At 30.2% G+C, this 24664-nt stretch carries 25 protein-coding genes and 1 riboswitch; of the genes, 19 read left to right on the top strand and 6 right to left on the bottom strand.

What is annotated here, in order from left to right; translation table 11 throughout:
- Positions 1–49: 49 nt before the first annotated feature.
- From JL105_RS07200 to JL105_RS07180, 5 genes are all read left to right on the top strand, one after another.
- Complete coding sequence (locus tag JL105_RS07200; protein WP_132026929.1) at positions 50–742, top strand: response regulator transcription factor; 693 nt, start codon at positions 50–52, stop codon at positions 740–742.
- A gap of 19 nt (positions 743–761) precedes the next feature.
- The gene (locus JL105_RS07195) at positions 762–2159 is read left to right on the top strand and encodes a sensor histidine kinase (protein ID WP_202690455.1); all 1398 of its coding nucleotides are present in this window, start codon (positions 762–764) and stop codon (positions 2157–2159) included.
- A gap of 1 nt (position 2160) precedes the next feature.
- A complete protein-coding gene (locus tag JL105_RS07190) occupies positions 2161–3666 on the top strand; it encodes a hypothetical protein (RefSeq protein ID WP_132026925.1) in 1506 nt (501 codons plus the stop codon).
- Positions 3667–3930: 264 nt separating this feature from the next.
- On the top strand, positions 3931–4425 hold the full coding sequence (locus JL105_RS07185; RefSeq protein ID WP_132026923.1) for a DUF8052 family protein: 495 nt from the start codon (positions 3931–3933) through the stop codon (positions 4423–4425).
- A gap of 25 nt (positions 4426–4450) precedes the next feature.
- Complete coding sequence (locus JL105_RS07180; RefSeq protein WP_132026921.1) at positions 4451–6079, top strand: carbon starvation CstA family protein; 1629 nt, start codon at positions 4451–4453, stop codon at positions 6077–6079.
- Between the two features lie 89 nt (positions 6080–6168).
- On the opposite strand, the gene JL105_RS07175 is transcribed toward JL105_RS07180, so the two are convergent.
- The gene (locus JL105_RS07175) at positions 6169–6735 is read right to left on the bottom strand and encodes a glycerol-3-phosphate responsive antiterminator (protein WP_132026920.1); all 567 of its coding nucleotides are present in this window, start codon (positions 6733–6735) and stop codon (positions 6169–6171) included.
- Between the two features lie 116 nt (positions 6736–6851).
- Between JL105_RS07175 and JL105_RS07170 the strand changes: the two genes are divergently transcribed.
- Positions 6852–7778: a VanW family protein gene (locus JL105_RS07170; RefSeq protein WP_132026918.1), complete on the top strand. Its 927-nt coding sequence runs from the start codon at positions 6852–6854 to the stop codon at positions 7776–7778.
- 55 nt (positions 7779–7833) lie between these two features.
- On the opposite strand, the gene JL105_RS07165 is transcribed toward JL105_RS07170, so the two are convergent.
- The 5 genes from JL105_RS07165 to pdxS all read right to left on the bottom strand — a co-directional run bounded on the left by JL105_RS07165 (position 7834) and on the right by pdxS (position 11689).
- Complete coding sequence (locus JL105_RS07165) at positions 7834–8100, bottom strand: GIY-YIG nuclease family protein (RefSeq protein WP_132026916.1); 267 nt, start codon at positions 8098–8100, stop codon at positions 7834–7836.
- On the bottom strand, positions 8101–8721 hold the full coding sequence (recX, locus tag JL105_RS07160) for a recombination regulator RecX (RefSeq protein WP_158279990.1): 621 nt from the start codon (positions 8719–8721) through the stop codon (positions 8101–8103).
- Between the two features lie 8 nt (positions 8722–8729).
- Positions 8730–9716, bottom strand: a complete 987-nt coding sequence (locus JL105_RS07155; protein ID WP_202690454.1) for an alpha/beta hydrolase — start codon at positions 9714–9716, stop codon at positions 8730–8732.
- A 22-nt stretch (positions 9717–9738) separates the two neighbouring features.
- Positions 9739–10746 carry an alpha/beta hydrolase gene (locus JL105_RS07150; RefSeq protein WP_132026912.1) on the bottom strand — a complete coding sequence of 336 codons (1008 nt, stop codon included), beginning with the start codon at positions 10744–10746 and terminating at the stop codon, positions 9739–9741.
- Between the two features lie 82 nt (positions 10747–10828).
- Positions 10829–11689, bottom strand: coding sequence for a pyridoxal 5'-phosphate synthase lyase subunit PdxS (pdxS, locus tag JL105_RS07145; RefSeq protein WP_132026910.1), 861 nt, complete (start codon positions 11687–11689; stop codon positions 10829–10831).
- 539 nt (positions 11690–12228) lie between these two features.
- Between pdxS and ord the strand changes: the two genes are divergently transcribed.
- The 13 genes from ord (at position 12229) to JL105_RS07080 (ending at position 24615) form a co-directional block, all read left to right on the top strand.
- Positions 12229–13272 carry a 2,4-diaminopentanoate dehydrogenase gene (ord, locus tag JL105_RS07140; protein WP_132026908.1) on the top strand — a complete coding sequence of 348 codons (1044 nt, stop codon included), beginning with the start codon at positions 12229–12231 and terminating at the stop codon, positions 13270–13272.
- A gap of 57 nt (positions 13273–13329) precedes the next feature.
- On the top strand, positions 13330–13635 hold the full coding sequence (ortA, locus tag JL105_RS07135) for a 2-amino-4-oxopentanoate thiolase subunit OrtA (RefSeq protein ID WP_132026906.1): 306 nt from the start codon (positions 13330–13332) through the stop codon (positions 13633–13635).
- Between the two features lie 2 nt (positions 13636–13637).
- On the top strand, positions 13638–15053 hold the full coding sequence (ortB, locus tag JL105_RS07130) for a 2-amino-4-oxopentanoate thiolase subunit OrtB (protein ID WP_132026904.1): 1416 nt from the start codon (positions 13638–13640) through the stop codon (positions 15051–15053).
- Between the two features lie 10 nt (positions 15054–15063).
- Entirely contained in the window at positions 15064–15429 is a 366-nt protein-coding gene (locus JL105_RS07125) for an ornithine aminomutase subunit alpha (RefSeq protein WP_132026902.1), read from the top strand.
- Positions 15430–17652 (top strand): D-ornithine 4,5-aminomutase subunit OraE, encoded by a 2223-nt coding sequence (gene oraE / locus JL105_RS07120; protein WP_132026900.1) that lies wholly within the window; start codon positions 15430–15432, stop codon positions 17650–17652.
- Positions 17642–19003, top strand: a complete 1362-nt coding sequence (locus tag JL105_RS07115; protein ID WP_132026898.1) for a GlmL-related ornithine degradation protein — start codon at positions 17642–17644, stop codon at positions 19001–19003. The genes oraE and JL105_RS07115 overlap by 11 nt, the downstream gene beginning before the upstream one ends.
- Before the next feature lie 45 nt (positions 19004–19048).
- The gene (orr, locus tag JL105_RS07110; RefSeq protein WP_132026896.1) at positions 19049–20113 is read left to right on the top strand and encodes an ornithine racemase Orr; all 1065 of its coding nucleotides are present in this window, start codon (positions 19049–19051) and stop codon (positions 20111–20113) included.
- Between the two features lie 52 nt (positions 20114–20165).
- Positions 20166–20341: riboswitch (cobalamin riboswitch) on the top strand.
- A gap of 149 nt (positions 20342–20490) precedes the next feature.
- Positions 20491–21222, top strand: coding sequence for an energy-coupling factor ABC transporter permease (locus tag JL105_RS07105; RefSeq protein WP_237722258.1), 732 nt, complete (start codon positions 20491–20493; stop codon positions 21220–21222).
- Positions 21206–21499 (top strand): energy-coupling factor ABC transporter substrate-binding protein, encoded by a 294-nt coding sequence (locus JL105_RS07100; RefSeq protein WP_132026894.1) that lies wholly within the window; start codon positions 21206–21208, stop codon positions 21497–21499. The genes JL105_RS07105 and JL105_RS07100 overlap by 17 nt, the downstream gene beginning before the upstream one ends.
- Positions 21483–22166 (top strand): cobalt ECF transporter T component CbiQ, encoded by a 684-nt coding sequence (gene cbiQ / locus JL105_RS07095; protein WP_132026892.1) that lies wholly within the window; start codon positions 21483–21485, stop codon positions 22164–22166. Before JL105_RS07100 ends, cbiQ begins: the two co-directional genes overlap by 17 nt.
- Positions 22167–23000 (top strand): energy-coupling factor ABC transporter ATP-binding protein, encoded by an 834-nt coding sequence (locus JL105_RS07090; RefSeq protein WP_132026890.1) that lies wholly within the window; start codon positions 22167–22169, stop codon positions 22998–23000.
- The gene (locus JL105_RS07085; protein ID WP_132026888.1) at positions 22975–23748 is read left to right on the top strand and encodes a sirohydrochlorin cobaltochelatase; all 774 of its coding nucleotides are present in this window, start codon (positions 22975–22977) and stop codon (positions 23746–23748) included. Before JL105_RS07090 ends, JL105_RS07085 begins: the two co-directional genes overlap by 26 nt.
- A gap of 27 nt (positions 23749–23775) precedes the next feature.
- Complete coding sequence (locus JL105_RS07080; protein WP_132026886.1) at positions 23776–24615, top strand: cobyric acid synthase; 840 nt, start codon at positions 23776–23778, stop codon at positions 24613–24615.
- Positions 24616–24664: the final 49 nt, after the last annotated feature.

Raw genomic sequence — 24664 nt, 5'->3', positions numbered from 1 at the left:
CATTCAGCAATTGTTTTATTAATAAATACATTAATTGGAGGTACATAATATGGCATCAAGTAATAAAGTACTCATAATAGAGGATGAAAAAAATATTCGAAAATTTATTAAAATAAATTTAGAACGAAATGGTTTTACGGTAGTAGAGGCAGGAACAGGTGAAGAGGGAATTGACATTACTAGAACTGAATCTATAGATGTGGTAGTATTAGATATTATGTTGCCAGGAATTGATGGATTTGAAGTGTGTAAAATACTTAGAGAAGAATTTCCTGAAATAGGTATAATAATGTTAACAGCTAAATCACAAGATATAGATAAAATTATGGGACTTGAATATGGAACTGATGACTATATGATAAAGCCCTTTAATCCCATGGAATTAGTATTAAGAATTAAATCTATAATTAGAAGAATGGAAATAAATACTTTAGATGAATCTAATATAATAGCTTATCCACCTTTTAAAATTGATACTTATTCAAGAAGGTTTTATCGGGGAAAAGAAGAAATAGAGTTGACTCCTACAGAGTATTCCATTATAAAATTGTTTATGAAAAATCCAGGAAAGGCTTTTAATAGGGATGAAATACTAAATTTAGTATGGGGTTATGATTTTGTTGGAGATTCAAAAATTGTTGATGTTAATATTAGAAGATTGCGTTCTAAGATAGAAGAAGATCCTAGTAATCCTTATTATATTGAAACTATTTGGGGAGTAGGCTATAGGTGGAGAGAATAGTAAATAGTAGGAGGAAATTATGAAAGCTAGTATAAAACAAAGATTAGTAGGAAATTTTATGTTGGTTATATTGATTACCGTATTGATATTAGAAATTTTTTTAGTAAATGCTGTTAAGCAGTATTATTATAAAAGCGTTGAAGAAATACTTTCAAATCAAATAATGTTTTCCTCTGATTTTTATTCAAAATATTTTTCTACAACTAATTTGGAAGATATTATAATAGATGATGTAGATGTATTTTGGCATCAAACTACAGCTCAAGTTCAAATATTAGATTTAGAAGGGAAAGTTCTTATGGATTCCATAGGTGCATCTGATTTAGATTCTACAATAAATACTAGTGATGTAGTAAAAGCATTTGAAGGTAAAAAAGGTACTTGGATAGGCAATGTAGATTATTCATCTCATCCAGTAATAGCGATATCTTATCCTTTAAAGGTAGAAGGTAAAATGATAGGTATACTGCGATTTATATCTTCCTTAAAAGAAACAAATAGAATAATAAGAAATATTGCTATGGTATTGTTAGCGGTAGGAGGTATGGTAATATTAATATCTGGTGTAGTTAGTCTTTTTTTAGCTGATACTATAGTAAAACCGCTAAAAGAAGTAACAGATGTGGCTCAAAAGATGGCTAATGGTCAATTAGATATAAGGTCTGAGAAGAAATTTGATGATGAAATAGGAAAGCTTTCTGATACTTTAAATTATATGGCAGAGGAACTAATAAAAAAAGAACAATTGAAGAATGATTTTATATCCTCAATATCTCATGAATTAAGAACTCCTTTAACTTCTATAAAGGGTTGGGCTATTACCCTTAAAGGAGCAGAAGTGAACGACAAAGAATTACTTGAGGATGGATTAGATATAATAGAGAAAGAAAGTGATCGATTATCAAATATGGTTGAAGAATTATTGGATTTTTCTAGATTTGTATCTGGTAGAATAACTTTAGAGAAAAAAGAGATTCAGTTATCAAATCTTATAAAACAAATTGCAAAACAATTTCTCCCTAGAGCTAAAGAGAAGGATATATTATTTAATGTTCATTATAAAGATTTACCAATTATAATAGCTGATGAAAATAGAATTAAACAGTTGCTAATAAATTTATTGGATAATGCTTTTAAATTTACTCCTGCTGGTGGACAGGTAGATTTAAAAGTGGAAAATAAAAGAGATAATATATTAATTCAAGTAATAGATAATGGTTGTGGGATTTCGAAGGAGGAACTCCCATATATTATGGAAAAGTTTTATAAGGGAAAAAATAGTAAATCTCATAGTGGATTAGGTCTTTCAATATGTGAGGAAATAGTAATTCTCCATGGAGGGACTATTAATGTAGAAAGTAAATTGGAAAAAGGTACAACTATTTCAGTATTTCTTCCAATAGAAGGGAGAAGCTAACATGAAAAAATATTTACTTATAATTATATTAATAACTATTATTTTATTCATTACATCTTGTAGTGCTGGAAATATTGAAATCGGAGACACTATAATGGCACCTAAAAATGAATCTTTACCTATTTATGGGAAATGGGTAATAGAAGATTATAAAGTTACTGTGGAAGAAGAAGAGGTTGAAGAAATAGTTAAATATTATATGGGAAAAGATGCTTTATTTCATGAGGATTTGGTTGTTTTGGGAGATGATTGCTGTAAAGATCCAATTTTCAAAACAAAAAATATTAATACTTGGGATTATATATTATATCATTATAAAACTAACCCAGACTTTTTAGGTATAGAAAAAGACAAAATTCAAATTATATCCATTACAAGTGAAGATCAATTTTTCTATGAATTTATAAAAGAGTCTGATGATAAAATCATTGTGAATATAGATGGAGTATTTTTTTATTTAAGATTAGTTTCTCAAAAGATAAGTGATGAAGATGTAGCAGAGTATTTTTATAAAGAAAAGGCTATGTTTAAAAGTTCAAGTTTGGCTGATAGTCAAATTGTAAATTCTTCTATACTAATAGGCCTTAAGAGTCTTAATTTAGAAGATCAAAATGGGAATATAGAAAATTGGAATTATAGAACTATATTGATAAGAAGTTATAATAAGGAAATAGTTAGCATATATGAGATGAAAGATATATTTTTACCTAGAAAAACTGGTTTTTGGAAGGTAGAAGTTCAAAGAGAAAAAGATAATGATAAAATATTAGCTTATCCGTTAAAGAAAACTGTAGATGGAGAAATGAAAAAGAGAAAGATAGTCAAGGGGAAAGAGAAAACAGGGGAAAATAATAGTTTAAAAAACATACTTTATGTGGGCAATGATTATATTTCAATAGAGAAAATAAATCATTTAAATAAAGGAGAAAGACTACTGGAGTTTTATTTAATAGATAACTTAAATGAAGATAGTCCAGTAAAGATATCTCATATAGCTGGAGAAGCAGGTAAAGCTTCTCTTTTAGATGAAGGTTACAAGGCAATATTATCTTCAGATAGTCAATATAGATATAGTTCTATAGATTTTAGCCCTAATGAGGAAAATTTTGGATTATTTAGAAGGAATGGTCATTGGATATATAAAGGAAGGGTTAATTTTGTACAAGATGGGATGTATAGTTATAAAAACTTTAATATAAAAGTTGTGCCTTCAAAAGAAGTAGTTCATTATGATGAACTTCATATACCATGGAATGCTATTAAGTCTAAAGTGCCAGAAGCTATAGACGCTTTCACATCGCCAGCGGAGGATATAATAATTATTGTTACGCGGAATAGTATAATGATTTATCCAATAGATAAAGGAGATATAGGACATACGCCTATAGGTAAAATTAAATTAAAACCAACAGAAAAGATAATAATGGATGAATGGTCTATAGGTAAATATCCAGAGATGTGGGAAGAGGAATTTATAAAAAATGGTGGAGTAGTTATAGAAGATTAATTGAGATATTGGTTGAAATTAATATACATGTTAGAAAAAATTCAGAATATTAATATAGTAGAGGAAGTTTTTTAGAAAATAGAAGTTTTTAAATTAAATGAAAAACTAAAGCTAAAATTAAGATTTTTAGATGTAGCAAAGAAAATATTAAAAAAACAGGAATGGAAATTTATTATAAAAACTTGTGAATATAAAAACTTCTTTAGACCTTTCTTAAATAAATTAATTATTATATAATTTACACAAGGGGTAAAGGAGGGAAAAATGGATTTTGATGCTTATTTAAATATTATTAAAAAGAGATTTGAAAAGAATTTTGATCTTATAGATAATTATAATATAGATGACTATAAATTTGATTTATTTGCTAAATATAATTTTAGATTAGAAAAATATGTTTTGACTAAAAAAATGGTTGTATATGCTTTAGAAAACAATGAATATTGTCTTATAAAAACATTTGATGCTTTAGATAAATACGATTTTAACAGATATATTAATACTTTAGTTAAAGCAATAGATATATTGGTAAATCCTACCCAAGAACATATGTCTAGTATTATCACAGGGGTAATAGTAGTAAAAAACAAACCAAGTAATTATGTTATAAATACTGTAAAGAAATTTAAATATCACAAGGGATTTTTATTTGGATTTAGAGGTTGGGTGGATATTAGATTAATTTTGGTTGCTATTGATGATGAGTATATAGTGACTAATAAAAAAGGGAAGGAGGTTAAAGAGGTTTATAGTTTATAATTATTTTAAAGGAGGGATTTAAATTATGGCTTCATTGTTAATGGTAATAGGTAGTATTGTGGTATTTATTATAGCTTATGCTACCTACGGTTCATGGCTTGCTCAAAAATGGGGAGTAGATTCTACAAGGAAGACTCCTGCTCATGAAATAAATGATGGAGTAGACTATGTACCGACTAGTTCTGCAGTATTGTTAGGGCATCATTTTTCATCTATAGCAGGAGCAGGACCAATTAATGGACCAATTCAAGCGGCTATATTTGGTTGGGTTCCAGTATTGTTATGGATAGTAATAGGAAGCATATTTTTTGGAGGAGTTCATGACTTTGGTTCTTTATTTGTTTCTATTCGTCATAAAGGAAAATCTATAGGAGAAGTAATAAATGATACTATGGGTCAAAAAGGCAAGAAGTTATTTTCCATATTTGCATGGCTTACTTTATTATTAATAGTTGCAGCATTTTCTAATATAGTTGCTTCTACTTTTGCTTCCACACCAGAGGCAGCAACTTCATCGTTATTATTTATGATTTTAGCTATTGGTTTTGGGTATGCAGTATATAGAAAAGGTGTATCTTTAAAGGTAGGGACAGTGGTCGGTGTAATATTATTATTTGTATGTGTATGGCTTGGAACTTTGTTTCCACTTCAATTGAGTGTAAACACTTGGATAGTCATATTAGCTATTTATATATTTATTGCATCTACAGCACCAGTATGGATATTATTGCAGCCTAGAGATTATCTGAATTCATTTCTATTATATGCTATGATGATTGGAGCGGTATTAGGAATAATAATATACAGACCAGAAATCAAGTTAGATGCTATTACAGCATTTAAGGTAGTTGATGGAAATAATGTACAATATCTATTTCCAATGTTATTTGTTACAGTTGCTTGTGGAGCCATATCAGGTTTTCACTCATTGGTAGCTTCTGGAACTACATCTAAACAAATTGACAATGAAAAAGATTCAAAAAAAATAGGATATGGTGGTATGCTTATTGAAGGAGCTTTAGCAGTTATTGCTTTAATTACTGCTGCTTATTTAACTCAAGGAGAATTATCGGAATTATTAAAAGATGGTCCAGTAAATGTATTTTCTAATGGTATAGGTGTGTTCATGTCTAAATTAGGAATTCCTTTTGAAACTGGGAAGACTTTTGTTGCTTTAGCAGTGTCAGCTTTTGCATTAACTAGTCTTGATACTGCTACAAGACTTGGAAGATTTATTTTCCAAGAATATTTTGAAGACCCTGAAAAGGAAACTCAATCTTCATTAACTAATATGTATGTATCTACTCTTATTATAGTAGTTTTAGCTTCTATACTTGCATCTGGTGGTTATGCAGTTATTTGGCCAATATTTGGATCTGCAAATCAATTATTATCTGCATTAGCATTGATGGCTGTAGCATTATGGTTAAAAAAATCCAACAAAAGTTTCAATATGATAACCATACCTATGATATTCATGCTTGTAGTAACTCTTAGTGCTTTAGTATTGTTAATTAAGAATAATTTTATAGCTGCAAATTATGTGTTAGTTGTACTTCCAATATTGTTATTTATACTTGCTATAGTATTAGCTGTTGAGGGTTATAAGATACTTTTTAAAAAAGATACAAAAGTGAGCCAACAAATGAAGTAAAAAATTAAGAAATTGATATAATATTATATTATACTCCCTTAAGGCAGACAGATTAAAAAACAAAAACTTGATACCTTAAGGGAGTATTATTATGTCATATGCCATAGGCTTTTATTATTGGTGGATACAGCTATTGCACCAGCATTTAAGCTTTCTTTTACATCTTCCATTTTTATAATTAAACCACTAGTTATAATGGGGATATTTGTTTCGGAGAATATCATTTTTGTAATTTTGGGCATGATTCCTGGAAATATTTCTACAGCGTGAGGTCTAGTTGTATTTATAGATTGGATACCCTTTTTTAATGAAATAGAATCCAAAATAAATAGTTTTAAGATGGTAAAAGCTCCTAAATCTTTACTTAACCAGACTAAGTTTTCTTTAGTAGTTATAATTCCATTAGGATGTATATTTTTTATTATATATTCCAATCCCCAAGTGTCTTTTGAAAAACCATCGATTGAATCTATATCTATATATATTTCTTTATTTTTAGTTTTAACTTTGTTGGCTATTTCCTTTAAGTTAAAAATATTTCCTGTAAGAAGAAATATACTTTCACAAGGAGAATTTAATGCTTCAGTGAGGACATCCAATTCATTTACAGCAGCAATAATTGGATTTTTTTTAATTTTTTCAAAAAAATTGGACAATAGATCACCTCATATTTTATTTTGTTTATATAAATATAATATCATATTTCTTTTGTATATTTCACACCAATAATATTAAAACTATATTAGTAAGTATTAATTTTGGGGGTGTGAAATTGAATAAAGATAAATTTAATATATTCATGGCTCATTTAGCCACTTTATTAGCTTTAGAATCTAATAATCCCAACATAGTGGAAAATATAAAAGTAGAAGAAGATTGTGTAGAGATAGATATTTGTAGTTCACAAAGTGAGGAACAATCTGAATGGGATATACCTGAAAAATCTAGCTCAGTGTCAAAGCTTCCTTGGGAAAAAGATGTAAAGTTTTTAAAAGCTCAAGAAAAAAATGGTACTCATGTATTGATGTCTGCTTTTTGTTCTGTACTTATAGATCCATTACCAGGAGAAGAGTATAATGTGCAAATAGCAGCAAAATCTTTATCAGGTAAGGTGGTTCAACCAGGAGAGGTATTTTCCCAAAATCAAAGTATAGGTCCTTATACTAAAGATAAGGGTTATAGGAAAGGAGCATCCTATGCAGGGGAAAATATAGTTGAAACAGAAGGAGGCGGAGTATGTAAAATTGCTTCTACATTATATAATGTAGCTGTGCTCAGTGATTTAGAAATAGTGGAAAGACATAATCACATTATGCCTGTAAATTATGTACCTTACGGTCAAGATGCCACGGTTGCATATGGTTCTAAAGATTTTAAATTTAAAAATGATAAAGAATACCCAATATTAATATGGGCAGAAGTTATTGAAAATAGATTATATATAGGATTTTATGGAAGGGAAGAGTCCCCTGAAGTAAAATGGCACCACGATATTAGTAATATAATAAAAGCACCTAAATATTATAAAAACAATCCCAATTTAAAGATAGGAGAAGAGAAAATTATTATAAAAGGGATAGATGGGGCTACTGTTAACTCTTATGTAACTATTAAATATAAAGACGGGACTATAAAGACGAAGAATTTAGGCATAAGTAAATATTGGTCTCTTCCATATGTAATTGAAGCAAATAGATAAAAGAATATTGATAAATTTACAAAGATTAACAAGGAAGTTTCCTTCTATACATTATTCAATTAATTTTTTGATTAAGTTTACTTTGATTTTTAATTAACATAAGTTTATCCTTACGACTCATTTGTTTGATTTCCCATTCTCGTCTTTGAGCAGCAATTTTGCTATTAAAAGTTTCTAAGTATACTAATTTAACAGGTAATCTGGCTCTAGTGTACTTAGAAGCTTTACCTTTATTATGTGTTTTAATTCTTCTATCCAAGTTTATGGTCCATCCCGTATAGAGGGTATTATCAGCACATTCTAAAATATATACATAGCACATTTATTTAACCAACTCCTTTAGTACTTTAAAAATGCAGTCATAAGAGTAACCTTTTCTTTGAAGAAATCCTCCTAATTTTCTGTATATGGCATTTTTATCGTCATTTTTGTAAGAAGGGAGTTTTTTCTTAGCTAAATTTAGAGCTCTATTATATTCATCTTCATTATCATTTTCTTCTAGCACTTTTTCAATTATAGTATTATCTATACCTTTTTTATATAATTCGTGTTTAATCCTTATGGGACCAAATTTATTTAGGTTTATTTTGTCCTTCATGAATGCTTTTGCAAACTCCACATCATCTACCAATTTATATTTTTTTAGATAATTTAATGTGTCATCTATTATAGATTCTTCAAAGCCTTTCTTTCTTAGTTTATCAATGATTTCTTTTTCAGATCTTTGTCTATAAGTTAAAAATTTTAAAGCTTGATCTTTAGCTTTAGAAAGTTCTTCTTCCCTTAGTACTTTTTCAATATATTCTTCATTTATCTCCATGTTTTCTTGTAAATCATACTTATACTTAATTTCTATCATAAGTCCAAAGGCAAATTTATCATCTATATATACATTTACCCTTTCTTTATTGTTTTTTTGTTGTTCAATTTTTGTAATTTTCAAGTTATCACCTATTTATAATTTAATGATTTTTTTATATATCTAATAGTTCTTTCCAAAATATTTATAGTAGTTATATCCTTTAATTTAGTATCAAATGAATGTCCACCTTTTTTGTGAACTAAAAATGCATATTTTATGTTATATTTTTTTAGTTTTTTAGCAAAATTAACTGAAGACTTAAAAGGAACTGTAACATCTAATTTTCCATGTGCTAATAAAGTAGGTACCATATTTGGACTAACCCAGTTAATAGGGGAATAATAGTCGTATATTTCTTCTTTTTTTGTAGGGCTTCCCTTTAAAGTTTGTTTAGTAGCAAACTTTGCAAATATAGATTTGTTTTCTGAAACAAAAATATCTTTTAAATCTGATGGAGCATAATAAGCAACAACTGCTTTTATACCTGACATTTTATCTTTGTCTTCAATATAAGTATAATAAGTAGAGTACAGTAATGACAAATGTCCACCTGCAGATAAGCCCATTAATACTATATTATTTTTATCTATAGATAGCATTTCACTATTATTTTTAACATAATTAAGAGCATCATTATAATCAGATAGAATGTCTTCCATGGTATTTTTATAGCCATATCTATAATCTATGCTTACAACAGCTAGTCCTTTGGAAGCTAAATATTTACACCAAGATATGTTGTTAGGCTGATTCCTAAAGCCTGAAATCCAACCACCGCCATGACAAAAAAATACTAAAGGATATTTATTTTTATTACTATTAGGGTACCATATATCCAATTTTAATTCTTTATTATTTGCTTTTTTATATACATAGGTTTTATTTCTAAATTCTCCATCTACTTCTATAGGAACTTTGGAAGTGAAAATTTTCCAAACATATATGATAATAGAAAGTAAAAAATAATAAAGTCCCAGGGTTAAATCTTCAATTGATAATAATATAAATATTAAGAATAAGTATATTTTATTTGCTATAAAATAGGACATTTTTAATTTTTCTTTTAATTTATTCATAAATATACCACCTAATAAAGAATTATTTTTTCAATGGATTTTCAATGGTTTCCCTAGTTAATAAAGCTTTTTTAGCTACTTTTTCATTTATATTTAATTTATGAAGTATATATTTAGCTAATAAGTATTCAAAAGGCAACCAGTTTACATGGCTTATAGGTAGTATTTTTCTATTTGCATCTTCCATTTCTTCATACAATATCTTCCGTGATTGTATAGGAAGTGTAGAATCAAAGTAAGCATCTATAAAAGTTACTTTTTTCTTATCTAAAAGATGAGCATAAGAAATAGGATCTATCTTAAATAAAGGATGAATTTTATCGCTGGATATAATTTCATCAAAATTCATATTTTTTACCATAGGGAATTGTTCATTATATATTTTATACAACATATACTCATCTTTTAAATAAAAATCAATTCCTAAGCCCTTACTAAACAATCGTCTAGCAAATGCAGTAGCAGGAGATTTATGCAATATTCTAGGGATATGTCCTCCGGTGGTCATAAACAATAGATGATTTATTCTATTTTCTATTACTCCAATTATTGATGAGATCATACCACCTAGGCAATAACCAACTATTATATTGTTTTTTTTCCAACAATTTTGTTGTTCCAATAAATCTATAGTGGTTAATGTATCCACTACTCCATGTTCCCAAAATTGATACATTATGTTTATATCAGGATATAGATAGGATCTGCCACTCATGGATCCATTTTCAACTCTAGTATAGTTACCAGGAAGAATTAATATACTAGTACTTACTCCTGCATTAGCTAGGTGAGGTCCAAGCCATAATAAAAACTTGATATTTCTACTTCCTAATCCATGAAGTATCATAGTAGAAGCTCGGATCTCACCTTTTGGCTGATAAAAATAAAATTCAACATTTTCAGTGCCAGGAGCACAGTTTTTATATAGAGATTTATATCTAACATAACTGCATCTATAATTTCTACCTTTAAATATATATCCAGAAATATAGTCTATATGTTTTTTATCATAATTAAAGTTAATGTTCATTTAATGTTCCTTTCTTAAAGTAGTGCTAAGTTTATTATATCATAATATAACAAAATAATTGCTTTATTCAATACTAACAACTTTATCTTTCAGAAAATAAATTTTCTTCAGGAATATTGCTAATTTCTATTCCTACCATTGCTTCTCCTAATCCTTTTGATATGTCAGCAAGTTTTTTAGGATTATCATAATTTTTAACAGCTTCAACAATGGCTCTTGCTCTTTTTTCTGGATTTTCAGATTTAAATATTCCAGATCCTACAAAGACACCATCACAGCCTAGTTGCATCATTAGAGCTGCATCTGCTGGAGTAGCAATTCCTCCTGCTGCAAAATTTAATACTGGGAGTTTGCCATTTTCAGCAACATATAATACTAAATCATATGGAGCTCCCATTTCTTTAGAAGCAGTCATAAGTTCTTCTTTGGGCATATTTTTTAATTTTCTAATCTGTGCATTTACTGTCCTCATATGTTTTACAGCCTCTACTACGTTACCAGTACCTGCTTCTCCTTTTGTTCTTATCATGGAAGCACCTTCACCAATACGTCTTAATGCTTCTCCTAAATTTCTTGCTCCACAAACAAAAGGGGTCTTAAATTTTGTTTTGTCTATATGATATTTATCATCTGCTGGAGTTAATACTTCACTTTCATCTATGTAATCTACACCTAAAGATTCAAGTATTTGTGCTTCAACAAAATGACCAATTCTTACCTTTGCCATTACAGGGATAGATACAGTATTTAATATATCTTCTATTAATTGAGGATCAGACATTCTAGCAACTCCGCCGTGTTTTCTAATATCAGCTGGGACTCTTTCTAAAGCCATTACAGCTACTGCACCACTATTTTCAGCGATTTTAGCTTGTTCTGGATTTACCACATCCATAATAACTCCACCTATTAACTTATTATTTAATTCATTTACATTTTTCATAAATAAATACCTCCTTTATATGAATACAGTTTTAATTGTACCCATATACTACTAAACTGTACCCAAAAAGTCAATACATATTAGTAACATTATAAGCTGTTAATGAAACGAGAAAATAGACAAATTCTGATGCAAATTATTTTGCACTATGTAAAGATTGTGATAGACATAAGGTGAAAAAAGTTAGAATAGTTTGTCTATTCATAAAATAACCATATATAAGCTATATGCAAAATACTTTGCATATCAATGCAAATAATTTTGCATAAAAAAGCAAAGTATTCACTTTTTATAAGTTTATTTAATAAATAAATGGTACTAATTATATACAATAAAAAAGCTTGAATTATCAGTTTAGCTGATGTTGACAGATGTTTTTTATAGTAGTTTATATTAGGTGTAAAAATAAAAAAAAGTTGGCAGGAAAATTGCAAGTTAATATATATAGGCATAAGATTTTTGTTTGTTTCTCCTAAAGGGAAAAAGGAAGAGATGTCTAAATTGGTACAAAATATTAAAAATATTACGGAGGTGTTTAAATGAAAAAAGAAAATGTTAGAGTGATACTTTGGGGTTTAGGTGCTATGGGGAAAGGTATAGCAGAAACTTTACTTACTAAAAAAGGTGTAGAAATTGTAGGAGTAGCATGGCGAGGAGAAAGAATAGGGAAAAGTATGTATGACTACTTAGATGTAGAAAGAGGAGATAGAAAAGATGTAATTATAGGAACATATGAGGAAGTAATAAAAGAAGGTGCAGCTGATATAGTTATAATTTCTACTGATTCCTTTGTAAAAGATAATTTTGATAAGATTAAATATTGTTTAGAAAAGAAAATTAATGTAATTTCAACGGCAGAAGAAATGGCTTATCCACAAGCTCAAGAGCCAGAACTTGCTAAAGAAATGGATAGAATAGCAAAAGAAAATGGTGTAACTGTTTTAGGAACTGGAATAAATCCAGGTTTGATGATGGATTTATTGGTGTTAGTTTTAACAGGAGCTTGTACTGATGTAAAAAATATTAAAGTTAAAAGAGTAAACAGCTTATCACCTTTTGGTCCTGCAGTACTTAATGGTCAAGGAGTTGGATTGGAAGTTGAAGAATTTAATAAAAGAGTAGAAGAAGGTACATTAGCTGGGCATGTAGGTTTTCCAGAATCTATTACTATGATTGCTGATGCACTAGGTTGGAAATTGGATAATATAGAATTAGTTAGAGAGCCTATAGTAACAAATGTTTACAGAAGAACTCCTTATATTGAAGTTGAGCCAGGGAAAGTAGCAGGTTGTAATATGAAAGGTTATGGCTATGTGGATGGAGAACTTAAAATTGAAATGTTACACCCACAACAGATAGAGCCTCAATTAGAAGGAATAGACACAGGAGATTATATAACTATTGAAGGAACACCAAATATAAATATGTCAATAAAACCAGAAGTACCAGGGGGAATTGGTACCATAGCTATGTGTGTTAATATGATACCTCATGTAATTAATGCTAGTCCAGGACTTAAGACTATGATTGATTTACCAGCACCAAGAGCTATAGTAGGTGATGTAAGAGAGTTGATTGATTAAAAATGATTAGTAGGGAAGTCCCTTATAAAATAAATTAAAAGGAAAGGAAGGATTAATATGGATGCTAAACGAGGAGATTGGGTAAGGATTCATAATATAGTATTAGAAGCAGGAGAGAGGGCACCAAATATACCAGAAGATACTCAAAAGGTACCTTTAGAATTTTGGGATAAAGGATTTTTATTAAATGATGAAGCTAATATTGGAGATAAAGTAGAAGTAGAAACTTATATAGGCAGAAAAGTTGAAGGTACATTAGTAGAGGTAAATCCTTATTATAAGCATGATTTTGGAAAATGCGTTCCAGAATTATTGTACATTGGCAGACAAGTACGTAGTTTAATAAAAGAGGATGGTGAATAAGTATGACTAAGGATATGAGTTTTGAAGCTGTAATGGAAAGAAAAGGGGAAATTATGAAAGATGCCATAGGCATAGATTATGATGAATTTGAATCGGGTGGCATTGCTTTTGATTATGAAAGAATGATGAGAGAAACAGGATATACCCTTGAAGAGATACAAAAAATTCAAAAAGAAACTGGTGTAGGGAATACCCCTATATTAGAATTGAGGAATTTAACAAAACTAGCTAGAAAATATGCACCAAAAGGAAAAGGAGCTCGAATATTTATAAAAGACGAGGCAGCTAATCCTTCAGGAAGTTTCAAGGATAGAAGAGCAGCTACTAGTTGCTATCATGCACAAAAACTTGGATACAAAGGTGTTATAGCGGCTACCAGTGGCAACTATGGTGCAGCAGTTGCATCACAAGCGGCAATAAGAGGTTTAAAATGTATAGTAGTTCAAGAATGTTATGATTCTAGAGGAGTTGGACAGCCTGAAATAATAGAGAAAGCAAGAAAATGTGAAGCTTATGGTGCAGAAGTAGTACAGCTTACAGTAGGACCAGAATTATTCTATACATTTTTAATATTACTAGAAGAAACAGGTTACTTTAATGCTTCCTTATATACTCCATTTGGAATAGCAGGAGTAGAAACATTAGGATATGAATTATCCATGCAATTTAGAGAACAAGAAGGTAGAGATCCTGACGTAGTAGTAGTAACAAATGCAGGAGGAGGTAATCTTACTGGAACAGCAAGAGGGCTAAAAAAAGCAGGAGCAGATTCTCAAGTGGTAGGAGCAAGTGTTAGTCTAGAAGGGCTTCATATGGCAAGTGATACTCAATTTAATAAAAAATCTTTCACTACAGGACATACTGGATTTGGAATTCCATTTGCAACTTGGCCAGACAGATCAGATGTTCCTAGATCTGCAGCAAGACCTTTAAGATATATGGATAGATATGTAACTATAAATCAAGGTTCTGTATTTTATATGACAGAAGTATTAGCACAATTAGAAGGCTTAGAAAGAGGACCTGCAGGGAATACATCTTTAGCTGCTGCATTTAAATTAGCACAAGAATTAGATGAAGATCAGATTATAGTAGTACAAGAAACAGAATATACTGGTGCAGGGAAACATATTCAGCCTCAACTAACCTTTGCTAAGGAAAATGGAATAGAAGTATTAATAGGAGATCCTACAGAAGAAGTACCAGGAAAGAATATAATTCTTCCAAAGGATCCAGGCTATATAAAAACTAGTGAAGTAGATTTAAATAGAATTAGAAGATCCTATATTAGAAATTGCATTAAAAATAATAAAGTAGAAAAAGTAAGTAAAGAGGACTTAGAATTTTTAGTTGAGGATACTAAATCTAGTGAAGAATTTGTAAAATCTGTATTAGATGAATTAGGTGTAAAATATTAGGAGGGGAAATATGAAAAGGGAAGATGATTTTCAAGAAAGAAGAAAACATTTAGCAAACCTAACTGAAGAGGAATTAGAAGCTAGATTTTGGGAGTTAACTGAAAAGATAGTAGATCCTCTTATAGAACTAGCTGAAAAAAACACAACCCCTTCTATTGAAAGATCTGTACTATTACGCATGGGCTTTTCTAGCATAGAAGCTAAAGCTATAGTAGATGGGGCAATTGATAGAGGATTGTTAGGCAAAGGAGCAGGGCATATAGTATATAGATTAGCTAAAGAAAAGGATTTAGAAATAAGAGAAGCAGGGTTAAAGCTAGTTCAAGGAGAGATGTGGGATGATGTAATGGAAATATTTAAGGTAGGTGAAAAATAAATGGAACTAAAGCCTAATGAAAAATTAGATATAGAATATATACTAAAAGATTTAGATAAATATAGACCTAGAAGAAGAGGTTGGACTTGGCGAAAAGGTGTAGGGGAAAAAAGAAAAATAGGAAAATTTGAATATTATGATACATCAGAACCCTTAAAAAATAGTCAACCTTTGCCAGCAGCAAAATATTTTGATAATATAGATCCTCAACCAAAATCCGTTATTACTACAGAAATTGCATCAGGTAGGTTTGAAGATGATATTAGACGTATGAGAATGGCTGCTTGGCATGGTGCAGATCATATAATGGTTATTAGAACTGCTGGACAAAGTCATTATGATGGATTAATAGAAGGAACTCCTCAAGGAATTGGCGGGATTCCTATAACTAGAAAGCAAGTAAGAGCTCAAAGAAAAGCATTAGACATAATAGAAGATGAAGTGGGTAGACCAATTAATTATCACTCCTATGTTAGTGGAGTAGCAGGACCTGAAATTGCAGTTATGTTTGCTGAGGAAGGAGTCAATGGAGCACATCAAGATCCTCAATATAATGTATTGTATAGAAATATAAATATGGTTCGATCTTTTGTAGATGCTGCTTGTGCAAAGAAAATAATGGCTTGGGCTGATATGGTTCAAATTGATGGAGCTCATAATGCCAATGCAACAGCTAGGGAAGCGTGGAAAGTAATGCCAGAGTTAATGGTACAACATGCTATTAATTCAATGTTTTCAGTAAAAGCAGGAATGAAAAAGGAGAACATATGCTTATCTACAGTACCACCAACAGCACCACCAGCACCTTGTATGAGATTAGATTTACCTTACGCAGTAGCTTTAAGAGAACTATTTAAGGAATATAAAATGAGGGCACAGATGAACACCAAATACATGGAATCATCTACAAGGGAAGCTACTGTTACTCATACTTTAAACTTATTAATATCTCAATTAACAAGAGCTGAAATTCAATCTACTATTACTCCAGATGAAGGTAGAAATGTACCTTGGCACATTTACAATATAGAAGCAGTAGATACAGCAAAACAAGCATTTAATGGTATGGATGGATTAACACGAATGGTAGAAATAAAAAGGGATGAAGGAGAATTAGCAGACAAAGTAAGAGAATTAAAAGAAAGAGCAGTATTGTTTTTAGAAGAAATTCTAGAAGTGGGAGGATATTTTAATGCTGTAGAACAAGGTTTCTTCGTAGATTCAGGCTATTATCCTGAAAGAAATGAAGATGGGATTGCAAGGAAAATAAATGGAGGAGTTGGAGTAGGTACTGTATATGAAAGAGAAGAAGATTATATGGCTCCAGTTACTGCTCACTTTGGATATAATAATATAGCTCAATATGATGAATCAGCTGTAGACAATCCTTCTAAATTGATAGGTGGTTGTACCTTTGAAGATCCTGATAAAATAATATTTATAGATGAATTAGATGAAAATGATAATGTATATGTAAGATTAGAGGAAACTGAAGAATTAAGAAAATCTTCTAAAATAAAGCCAGAGATGGAATGGTTAGGAGATGGCATAATATTAATAACAATGTTTTTACCAGTAGAAGCAAGGGTAGCAGAGTTTGCTGCTTTAGAAATAGGTAAAAAATTGGGATTAGAAGATGTAGAGGTAATTCATAAGGAGATAATGCAATTAGCAGAAGGAACAAGAATTGAGTTAAAGGGTAGAGTTGACTTTACTATAGATTTAGATGAATTAGTTATTCCACCTGAACCAGAAATATTGACGGAAGATGAAATAAGAGAAGAAATAAAGAAAAATCCTATGAAAGTAGTAGCTGCTACAGTAGGAGAAGATGAACACTCTGTTGGATTAAGAGAAATTATCGATATAAAGCATGGTGGAATTGAAAAATATGGAATTGAATGTCATTATCTAGGAACCTCCGTTCCTGTAGAAAAATTAGTAGATGCAGCTATTGAGATAGATGCAGATGCAATTTTAGCCTCAACTATAATAAGTCATGACGATATTCATTATAAGAATATGAAAAAATTGCATGAACTATGTATAGAAAAAGGAATAAGGGATGATATCATCCTTGTATCAGGTGGCACTCAAGTATCTAACGAATTAGCTGTAAAACATGGTATGGATGCAGGCTTTGGCAGAGGCTCTAATGGGGATCAGGTAGCAACATTTTTAGTTAAAAAGAGAAGAGAGATGAAGGCAAAAGATGAAGATTGATATATTAGTTGCAGAAATAGGTAGTACTACTACGGTAGTAAATGCTTTTAATCTATATCCTTGCCCTACTTTTTTAGGGCAAGGTCAAGCCCCTACTTCTGTAGAAGATGGAGATGTGAATATAGGACTTAAATCTGCTATTTCTGATCTAGTTGATAATTTAGGAACTAACAGAATAGAATGTAATGAAATTATAGCCACTAGTAGTGCTGCTGGAGGACTAAGGATGACAGTCCATGGTCTTGTGTATGATATGACAGTTAAAGCTGCTAAAGAAGCTGCATTAGGAGCAGGAGCTAATGTTAAATATATAACTTCAGGTAAATTGAGAAAATCTGATTTAAGAAAGATTAAAGAAATAAATCCAAATATAATTTTGATTGCTGGTGGAGTAGATTATGGAGAGAGAGATACAGCATTATATAATGCTGAGCTTATAGCTGATCTTAATTTAGACATACCAATAATATATGCAGGGAATGTGGAAAATCAGCAGGAAGTAGAGGATATATTTCGTGGCAAAAAAGCTGAATTATATATTGTAGAAAATGTATATCCTAAAATTGATGAATTAAATATAGAACCTACTAGAAAAGTTATTCAAAAAGTGTTTGAAGAACATATAATTCATGGTCCAGGAATGGGAAAAGTTAAAGAGATGATAACCGGTCCAATAATGCCAACCCCGGGAGCAGTTATGGAAGCTTCAAAATTATTGTATGAGCATATGGGAGACTTGATGACCATTGATGTAGGAGGAGCAACTACTGATGTTCATTCTGTTACTCCTGGAAGTGATGAGATAAGTAGAATATTGATAAATCCAGAACCTTTAGCAAAGAGAACAGTAGAAGGAGATTTAGGTGTATATGTTAATATGCATAATATAGTAGATATGGTAGGGAAAGAAGAATTAGCTAAAAAATTGAACATATCATTGGGAAAATTAGAGAGATTAATAGAAAACTATAAACCAATTCCAGAAGGAGAATTGGAGATAGCATTTGTGGAAGAATTAGCTTTACATGGAGCCGTAGCAGCAACTAAAAGGCATGCAGGACGACTAAGGTACTTATATGGGCCTAGTGGTAAGAAAACTGTAGCTGAAGGTAAGGATTTGACTATGGTAAAAACTATAATTGGTACAGGTGGTCCTTTAACTCGACTGCCAAATAGAGTTGAAATTTTAAAACAAATTCCTTTGAATAAAAAAGCACATGAATTGTTACCAAATAAAGAAGTAAATATATTAATAGATAATTATTATATAATGGCTTCTTTAGGAGTAATGAGTAAAAAGTATCCTGATGAAGCTTTAGAGTTGCTAAAGCTTAGTCTAGGGATCGAATAAATTATTAATCTATATGTTAAGATTTAAAATGATTGGAGGACAAGTATGAAGTACCCCAATGTGGAAATAGATTTAAATAAATTGACACACAATGTGAAAATCATGGTAAATTTATGCAATAAATATGGGATTACAGTTGCTGGTGTGACAAAAGTTTTTTGTGGTTATCCTGAAATTGCAAAAGCATATATAGATGGCGGAGTAACTTATATTGCTGATTCAAGGATAGAGAATTTAATTAAATTAAAGGATTTTAATATTCCAAAAATGCTTTTAAGATTACCAATGATTTCTGAAGCAGATAGAGTAGTAGAATACGCAGATATATCCCTTAATTCAGAGTTAGAAACTGTAAAAGTATTATCTAAAGAAGCTTTTAAAAAAGGTAGATGCCATAATATAATATTGATGGTAGACCTTGGTGATTTGAGAGAAGGCTATTATAATGAAAATGAAATTTACGAAGCAGTAGAACATATTATAAAAATGGATGGAGTAAAATTAATAGGTATAGGAACAAACTTAACTTGTTATGGAGGAGTAATTCCTGATGCTAATAATTTAGGAAGGTTAGTTAAACTTTCAAAGGATATAGAAAATAGATTTGATATAGACTTAGAAATTATATCTGGAGGTAATTCTAGTAGCCTATATTTATTGATGGATAATAAACCTATAGAAGGTATAAATAATTTAAGATTAGGAGAGTCATTAGTATTGGGTGTTGAAACCGCTTATGGTAATAGAATAGATGATACTTATGATGATGTTTTTAAATTAGCAGCTGAAATAATAGAAGTAAAATATAAGCCTTCAGTACCTACAGGGGAAATAGGTAGAGATGCTTTTGGTAAGATTCCTACTTTTGTAGACAAAGGAATTAGAAAGAGGATTATATGTGCTATTGGAAAACAAGATGTAGAAATTGATGCTATTTTTCCATTGGACGAGGGATTAAGCATACTGGGAGGTAGCAGTGATCATCTTATACTAGATGGTACAGAGAGCAAGATAGATTACAAAATTGGAGATAAAGTCCATTTTAAATTAAGCTATGGTGGCATATTAAGACTTATGACATCAGAATATGTTAAAAAGAAAATAGTTTAGTAATATAAGTTGCATTTAAATTAATATTAAGTTATCATGTAATTATAACAACTGCATATAAAAAGTATTAGGTTCTATTAGATTAATAGGGAAACTGGTGAAAATCCAGTACAGCCCCCGCTACTGTAATTGGGACGAAATCAACTTGTACCACTGAGAAAATCTTGGGAAGGTGTTGAGAGTAGGAGGACCATAAGTCAGGAGACCTGCCTAATGTTTAGTTAAACTAGCCTTCGGTGGGAAGGATAGGCATATTTTTGTGTGCTTATATTTGAAGTTAAAGACCCTACCTTTAGAAGGTGAGGGTCTTTATTTTGTCTGTAGCACTAGCAAATGAGGTAGTATTACCTTTAAATAAAAAAAGAGAGGTGAGTTTTGTGAAAAACAAAAAAGTAATTTTTTTATCGATTCTATTAATATTATTGTTGACTCCAAATATTGGTCAGGCTATGCACATAATGGAGGGGTTTCTACCAGTAAAATGGGCAATTATTTGGGCAGTTGTATCTTTACCCTTTATAATAGTAGGCTTTAAAAAAGTAAGTCAAATATTTAAAGGGGATACAAATCAAAAAGTTCTTTTAGGACTAGCAGGGGGATTTGTATTTGTATTGTCTGCAATGAAAATACCATCAGTAACAGGAAGCTGTTCCCATCCAACAGGAGTTGGATTAGGTGCTATATTATTTGGACCTACAACTATGACTGTGGTGGGATTGATTGTATTATTATTTCAAGCATTACTATTAGCCCATGGTGGATTAACTACCCTTGGAGCCAATACTTTTTCCATGGCAATAGTAGGACCTTTAGTGTCTTATGGAATATTTAAACTATTAAAGAAAAGAGATACCAATACAACTTTTACAGTTTTTCTAGCAGCATTTTTAGGGGATTTGATGACTTATGTAATTACAGCAATTCAATTAGCCTTAGCATTTCCTGATGCTACAACAGGATTTGTTGGTTCAATGGGTAAATTTTTATCTGTATTTGCTGTAACTCAAATTCCTCTCGCTATAGTAGAAGGAATAGTAACGGCAATTGTATATAATCTGCTTATAGAATATCACAAAGAAGGGGTGATACGTATTGAAAACATCAAATAAGACTAATGTATGGTTGATAATTTTAGCTATTATTTTAATAATAGTTCCCCTAGTTATGAAAAAAGATGCGGAATTTGAGGGAGCAGACGATCAGGCAGAAGATGTTATAGGTGAGATAAATCCTGATTATGAACCTTGGTTTGATGCTCTTTGGGAGCCGCCTAGTGGAGAGATAGAAAGCTTATTGTTTTCATTGCAAGTGGCTATTGGTGCAGGAGTTATTGGATATATTTTTGGCATGATGAAGGAGAGACGAAATATTGCTACTAATAGATAAATATGCTTATACCAATAGATTAAAAGATTTCAATCCTATGGCAAAGATGATCTTTGCCATAGGAGCATTAATACTTGCTATTACTATAGATAATTCCTATGTAAATTTAATGGTATTTCTGCTTATGATTTGTTTAACTATATTTGTAGCTAAAATACCTATTAATAGATATTTTAAAATTTTAATTGTACCTATAATTTTTTTAACTATAAGTGGAATTACCATATTGTTAAGCATATCCAATGAGGATGTATTCATTTGGAGTATTAAAATATCTAATAAATATTTAGGATTTACCTATAAATCTTTAATAGAATTTTTTAAATTGACCATTAGGGTACTAGCCTCCATTAGCTCTACTTTATTTTTAACTCTTACTACACCATTAAATCATATGATAGGGGTGTTTAAAAAACTTAAAATGCCAAACATAGTAATAGAGCTTTTGGTATTAATCTATAGATCCATATTTATATTTTTAGAAGAATCTAAAGATATAATAATGGCTCAAGAGCTAAGATTTGGTTATACCAGTATTAAAAATACTTATAGATCTATTTCCTTACTTATAAAAAGTCTACTTATAGCACTTTTAATTAGATTTCAGGATATGCAAATTTCTTTGGAAACTAGATTGTATAGAGGAGAATTTAAAACAGGTGATTAAATGATAAAAGTAGAAAATTTAGGATACCAATATGAAGATGGAACAATAGCTTTAAAAAATATACACATGGATTTTAATAATGGAAATATAATTGGAATTATTGGGGCTAATGGTTCAGGAAAGTCTACATTATTTTTAAACATATTAGGCATATTAAAGCCTAGTAGAGGGCAAATAAAATATAAAAATAAGCCTATAAGATACAATAAGAAATTTCTCAGGGAATATAGAAAAAAGGTTAATATGGTATTTCAAGATCCAGATAAGCAATTATTTTATTCCAAAGTATATGATGATGTGGCTTTTTCACTTAGAAATTTAGATTTTTCAGAAAAGGAGATAAAAATAAGAGTAAAAAATGCTTTAAAAAAGGTAAAGGGCTATCATTTAAAGGATAAACCTACTCATTTTTTAAGCTATGGTCAAAAGAAACAAATTGCTATAGCAGGGGTTTTGGCAATGGATTTGGAAATAATATTATTGGATGAACCGACTAGTGGTCTAGATCCATATACTACTAGACAAATGAAAGAGATAATAAAACATTTAAGTTATGAAAAAAAGGTAGTTTTATCTAGTCATGATATGGATCTTATATATGAAGTATGTGATTACATTTATATATTAGGAAAAGGAGAATTAGTAGGGGAAGGATTACCAGAGGAGATTTTTTTAAAAAAAGAATTATTAAATAATGCAAATCTTGAGAGACCTTGGCTGGTAAAAATTCATCAAGAATTAGGATTACCTTTGTGTAGGAATGAAGATCAATTACTATCTTTAAGTAAGTCCATGAAAGGAGATATTTATGAAAAAAGGGATTATAGTAGCTAGTTTTGGTACAAGCTATGAAAAAGCTAGGAAGCTATCCATTGAGTCCATTGAAAATAGAATAAAAGAAAAATACAAGGATTATCTTGTGCTAAGGGCTTTTACTTCTCAAATGATAATAGAAAAACTTAAAAAAAGGGATAATTACATTGTAAATAATATTAAAGATGCATTGGACGAGATGAAATTCAATGGGGTAAAAGATATATACATACAGCCTCTTCATATAATACCAGGACATGAATATGAAAAAATACAAAAACAAGTGAAAATATTTTTAAATCAAAACAAAGATTATTCTATTAAAATAGGAAAACCACTTCTATATGATGATAAAGACTATAAAAAAGTAGTAAGGGGATTGGGACTTTTGGCATTAAAGCCTGATGAAGCAATTATATTTATGGGACATGGCACAGATCATGAAGTCGATAAATCCTATGAAAAATTGGAAAAGACTTTTAAAGAAGAAGGATATGAAAATGTATTTGTAGCTACTGTAGAAGGTAAAAATGCCCTTGAGGATATAATTCCTATATTAAAGGATAGAGAAATAGAAAAAATTATTTTAAGGCCTTTTATGCTGGTAGCAGGAGATCATGCTATCAATGATATGGCATCAAAAGAAGAGGACTCTTGGAGAAGTATATTGGAAAGGGAAGGATTTATTGTAGAACCAATATTACAAGGTTTGGGAGAGGTAAAGGCAATACAAGATATATACATGGATCATTTAAAAAATATAATATAGAAAAATTTATCGTATTGGAGGGAAAACATGACAAATATAATGATACAAGGGACTACATCCTCAGCAGGAAAATCCTTTATAGCTACTGCATTGTGTAGGATATTCAAAGAAGATGGATATAAGGTTGCCCCTTTTAAGTCTCAAAATATGTCCTCAAAATATTATGAAACAATAGAGGGATATAGAATAAGTACAGCTCAAGCACTACAAGCTAAAGCAGCTGGTATTGAGCCAAATCCCAATATGAATCCCATATTATTAATACCTAATTCTGATAAAGGAAGTGATGTAATAATAAATGGGAAGTTTTACAAGAGGATGGAGGCTTTAGAGTATTTTTCATATAAAAATAAATTAAAGCCTACAATTGAAAAAGCTTATCAAGAATTAGAAAAGGAACACCATATTATAGTATTAGAAGGAGCAGGTAGTCCTGCTGAAATAAACTTAAAGCAAAATGATATAGTAAATATGGGTATAGCAGAAATGGTTGATGCTCCAGTATTGTTAGTAGGGGATATAGATAGGGGAGGAGTGTTTGCATCCCTTTATGGCACGGTTATGCTTTTAGAAGAGGAAGAAAGAAAAAGAATTAAAGGATTGATAATAAATAAATTTAGGGGAGATAAAAGGTTATTAAATTCAGGTATTAAAATGATAGAGGAGCTTTTAAATATACCAGTTATTGGAACAATACCCTATACACCATTGGAACTTGTAGATGAGGATTCCCTTATAGACTATGAAAAGCGTTGTAATATCTCATCACAAAGGGATGAAGAGCTTGAAGAAGAATTTAAAAAGCTATCCCAATTGATTAGACAAAATTTGGATATGGATTATGTATATTCTTTATTAAATATATAGATTGACAAGGGAATATTCAATATTAGTTTACTAAAAAACAAATTAGATT

Origin of the sequence: Keratinibaculum paraultunense, from assembly GCF_016767175.1 — a bacterium.
GTDB lineage: Bacteria > Bacillota > Clostridia > Tissierellales > Tepidimicrobiaceae > Keratinibaculum > Keratinibaculum paraultunense.
The sequence above is the reverse complement of the archived record's forward strand: the minus strand, read 5'-3'. Positions and strand labels throughout refer to the sequence as shown.

Coding starts and splice junctions, on each gene's coding strand:
- JL105_RS07200 (WP_132026929.1), top strand. CDS start 50: ATGGCATCAAGTAATAAAGTACTCATAATAGAGGATGAAAAAAATATT.
- JL105_RS07195 (WP_202690455.1), top strand. CDS start 762: ATGAAAGCTAGTATAAAACAAAGATTAGTAGGAAATTTTATGTTGGTT.
- JL105_RS07190 (WP_132026925.1), top strand. CDS start 2,161: ATGAAAAAATATTTACTTATAATTATATTAATAACTATTATTTTATTC.
- JL105_RS07185 (WP_132026923.1), top strand. CDS start 3,931: ATGGATTTTGATGCTTATTTAAATATTATTAAAAAGAGATTTGAAAAG.
- JL105_RS07180 (WP_132026921.1), top strand. CDS start 4,451: ATGGCTTCATTGTTAATGGTAATAGGTAGTATTGTGGTATTTATTATA.
- JL105_RS07165 (WP_132026916.1), bottom strand. CDS start 8,100: ATGTGCTATGTATATATTTTAGAATGTGCTGATAATACCCTCTATACG.
- JL105_RS07155 (WP_202690454.1), bottom strand. CDS start 9,716: ATGAATAAATTAAAAGAAAAATTAAAAATGTCCTATTTTATAGCAAAT.
- JL105_RS07150 (WP_132026912.1), bottom strand. CDS start 10,746: ATGAACATTAACTTTAATTATGATAAAAAACATATAGACTATATTTCT.
- pdxS (WP_132026910.1), bottom strand. CDS start 11,689: ATGAAAAATGTAAATGAATTAAATAATAAGTTAATAGGTGGAGTTATT.
- ord (WP_132026908.1), top strand. CDS start 12,229: ATGAAAAAAGAAAATGTTAGAGTGATACTTTGGGGTTTAGGTGCTATG.
- ortA (WP_132026906.1), top strand. CDS start 13,330: ATGGATGCTAAACGAGGAGATTGGGTAAGGATTCATAATATAGTATTA.
- ortB (WP_132026904.1), top strand. CDS start 13,638: ATGACTAAGGATATGAGTTTTGAAGCTGTAATGGAAAGAAAAGGGGAA.
- JL105_RS07125 (WP_132026902.1), top strand. CDS start 15,064: ATGAAAAGGGAAGATGATTTTCAAGAAAGAAGAAAACATTTAGCAAAC.
- oraE (WP_132026900.1), top strand. CDS start 15,430: ATGGAACTAAAGCCTAATGAAAAATTAGATATAGAATATATACTAAAA.
- JL105_RS07115 (WP_132026898.1), top strand. CDS start 17,642: ATGAAGATTGATATATTAGTTGCAGAAATAGGTAGTACTACTACGGTA.
- orr (WP_132026896.1), top strand. CDS start 19,049: ATGAAGTACCCCAATGTGGAAATAGATTTAAATAAATTGACACACAAT.
- JL105_RS07090 (WP_132026890.1), top strand. CDS start 22,167: ATGATAAAAGTAGAAAATTTAGGATACCAATATGAAGATGGAACAATA.
- JL105_RS07085 (WP_132026888.1), top strand. CDS start 22,975: ATGAAAAAAGGGATTATAGTAGCTAGTTTTGGTACAAGCTATGAAAAA.
- JL105_RS07080 (WP_132026886.1), top strand. CDS start 23,776: ATGACAAATATAATGATACAAGGGACTACATCCTCAGCAGGAAAATCC.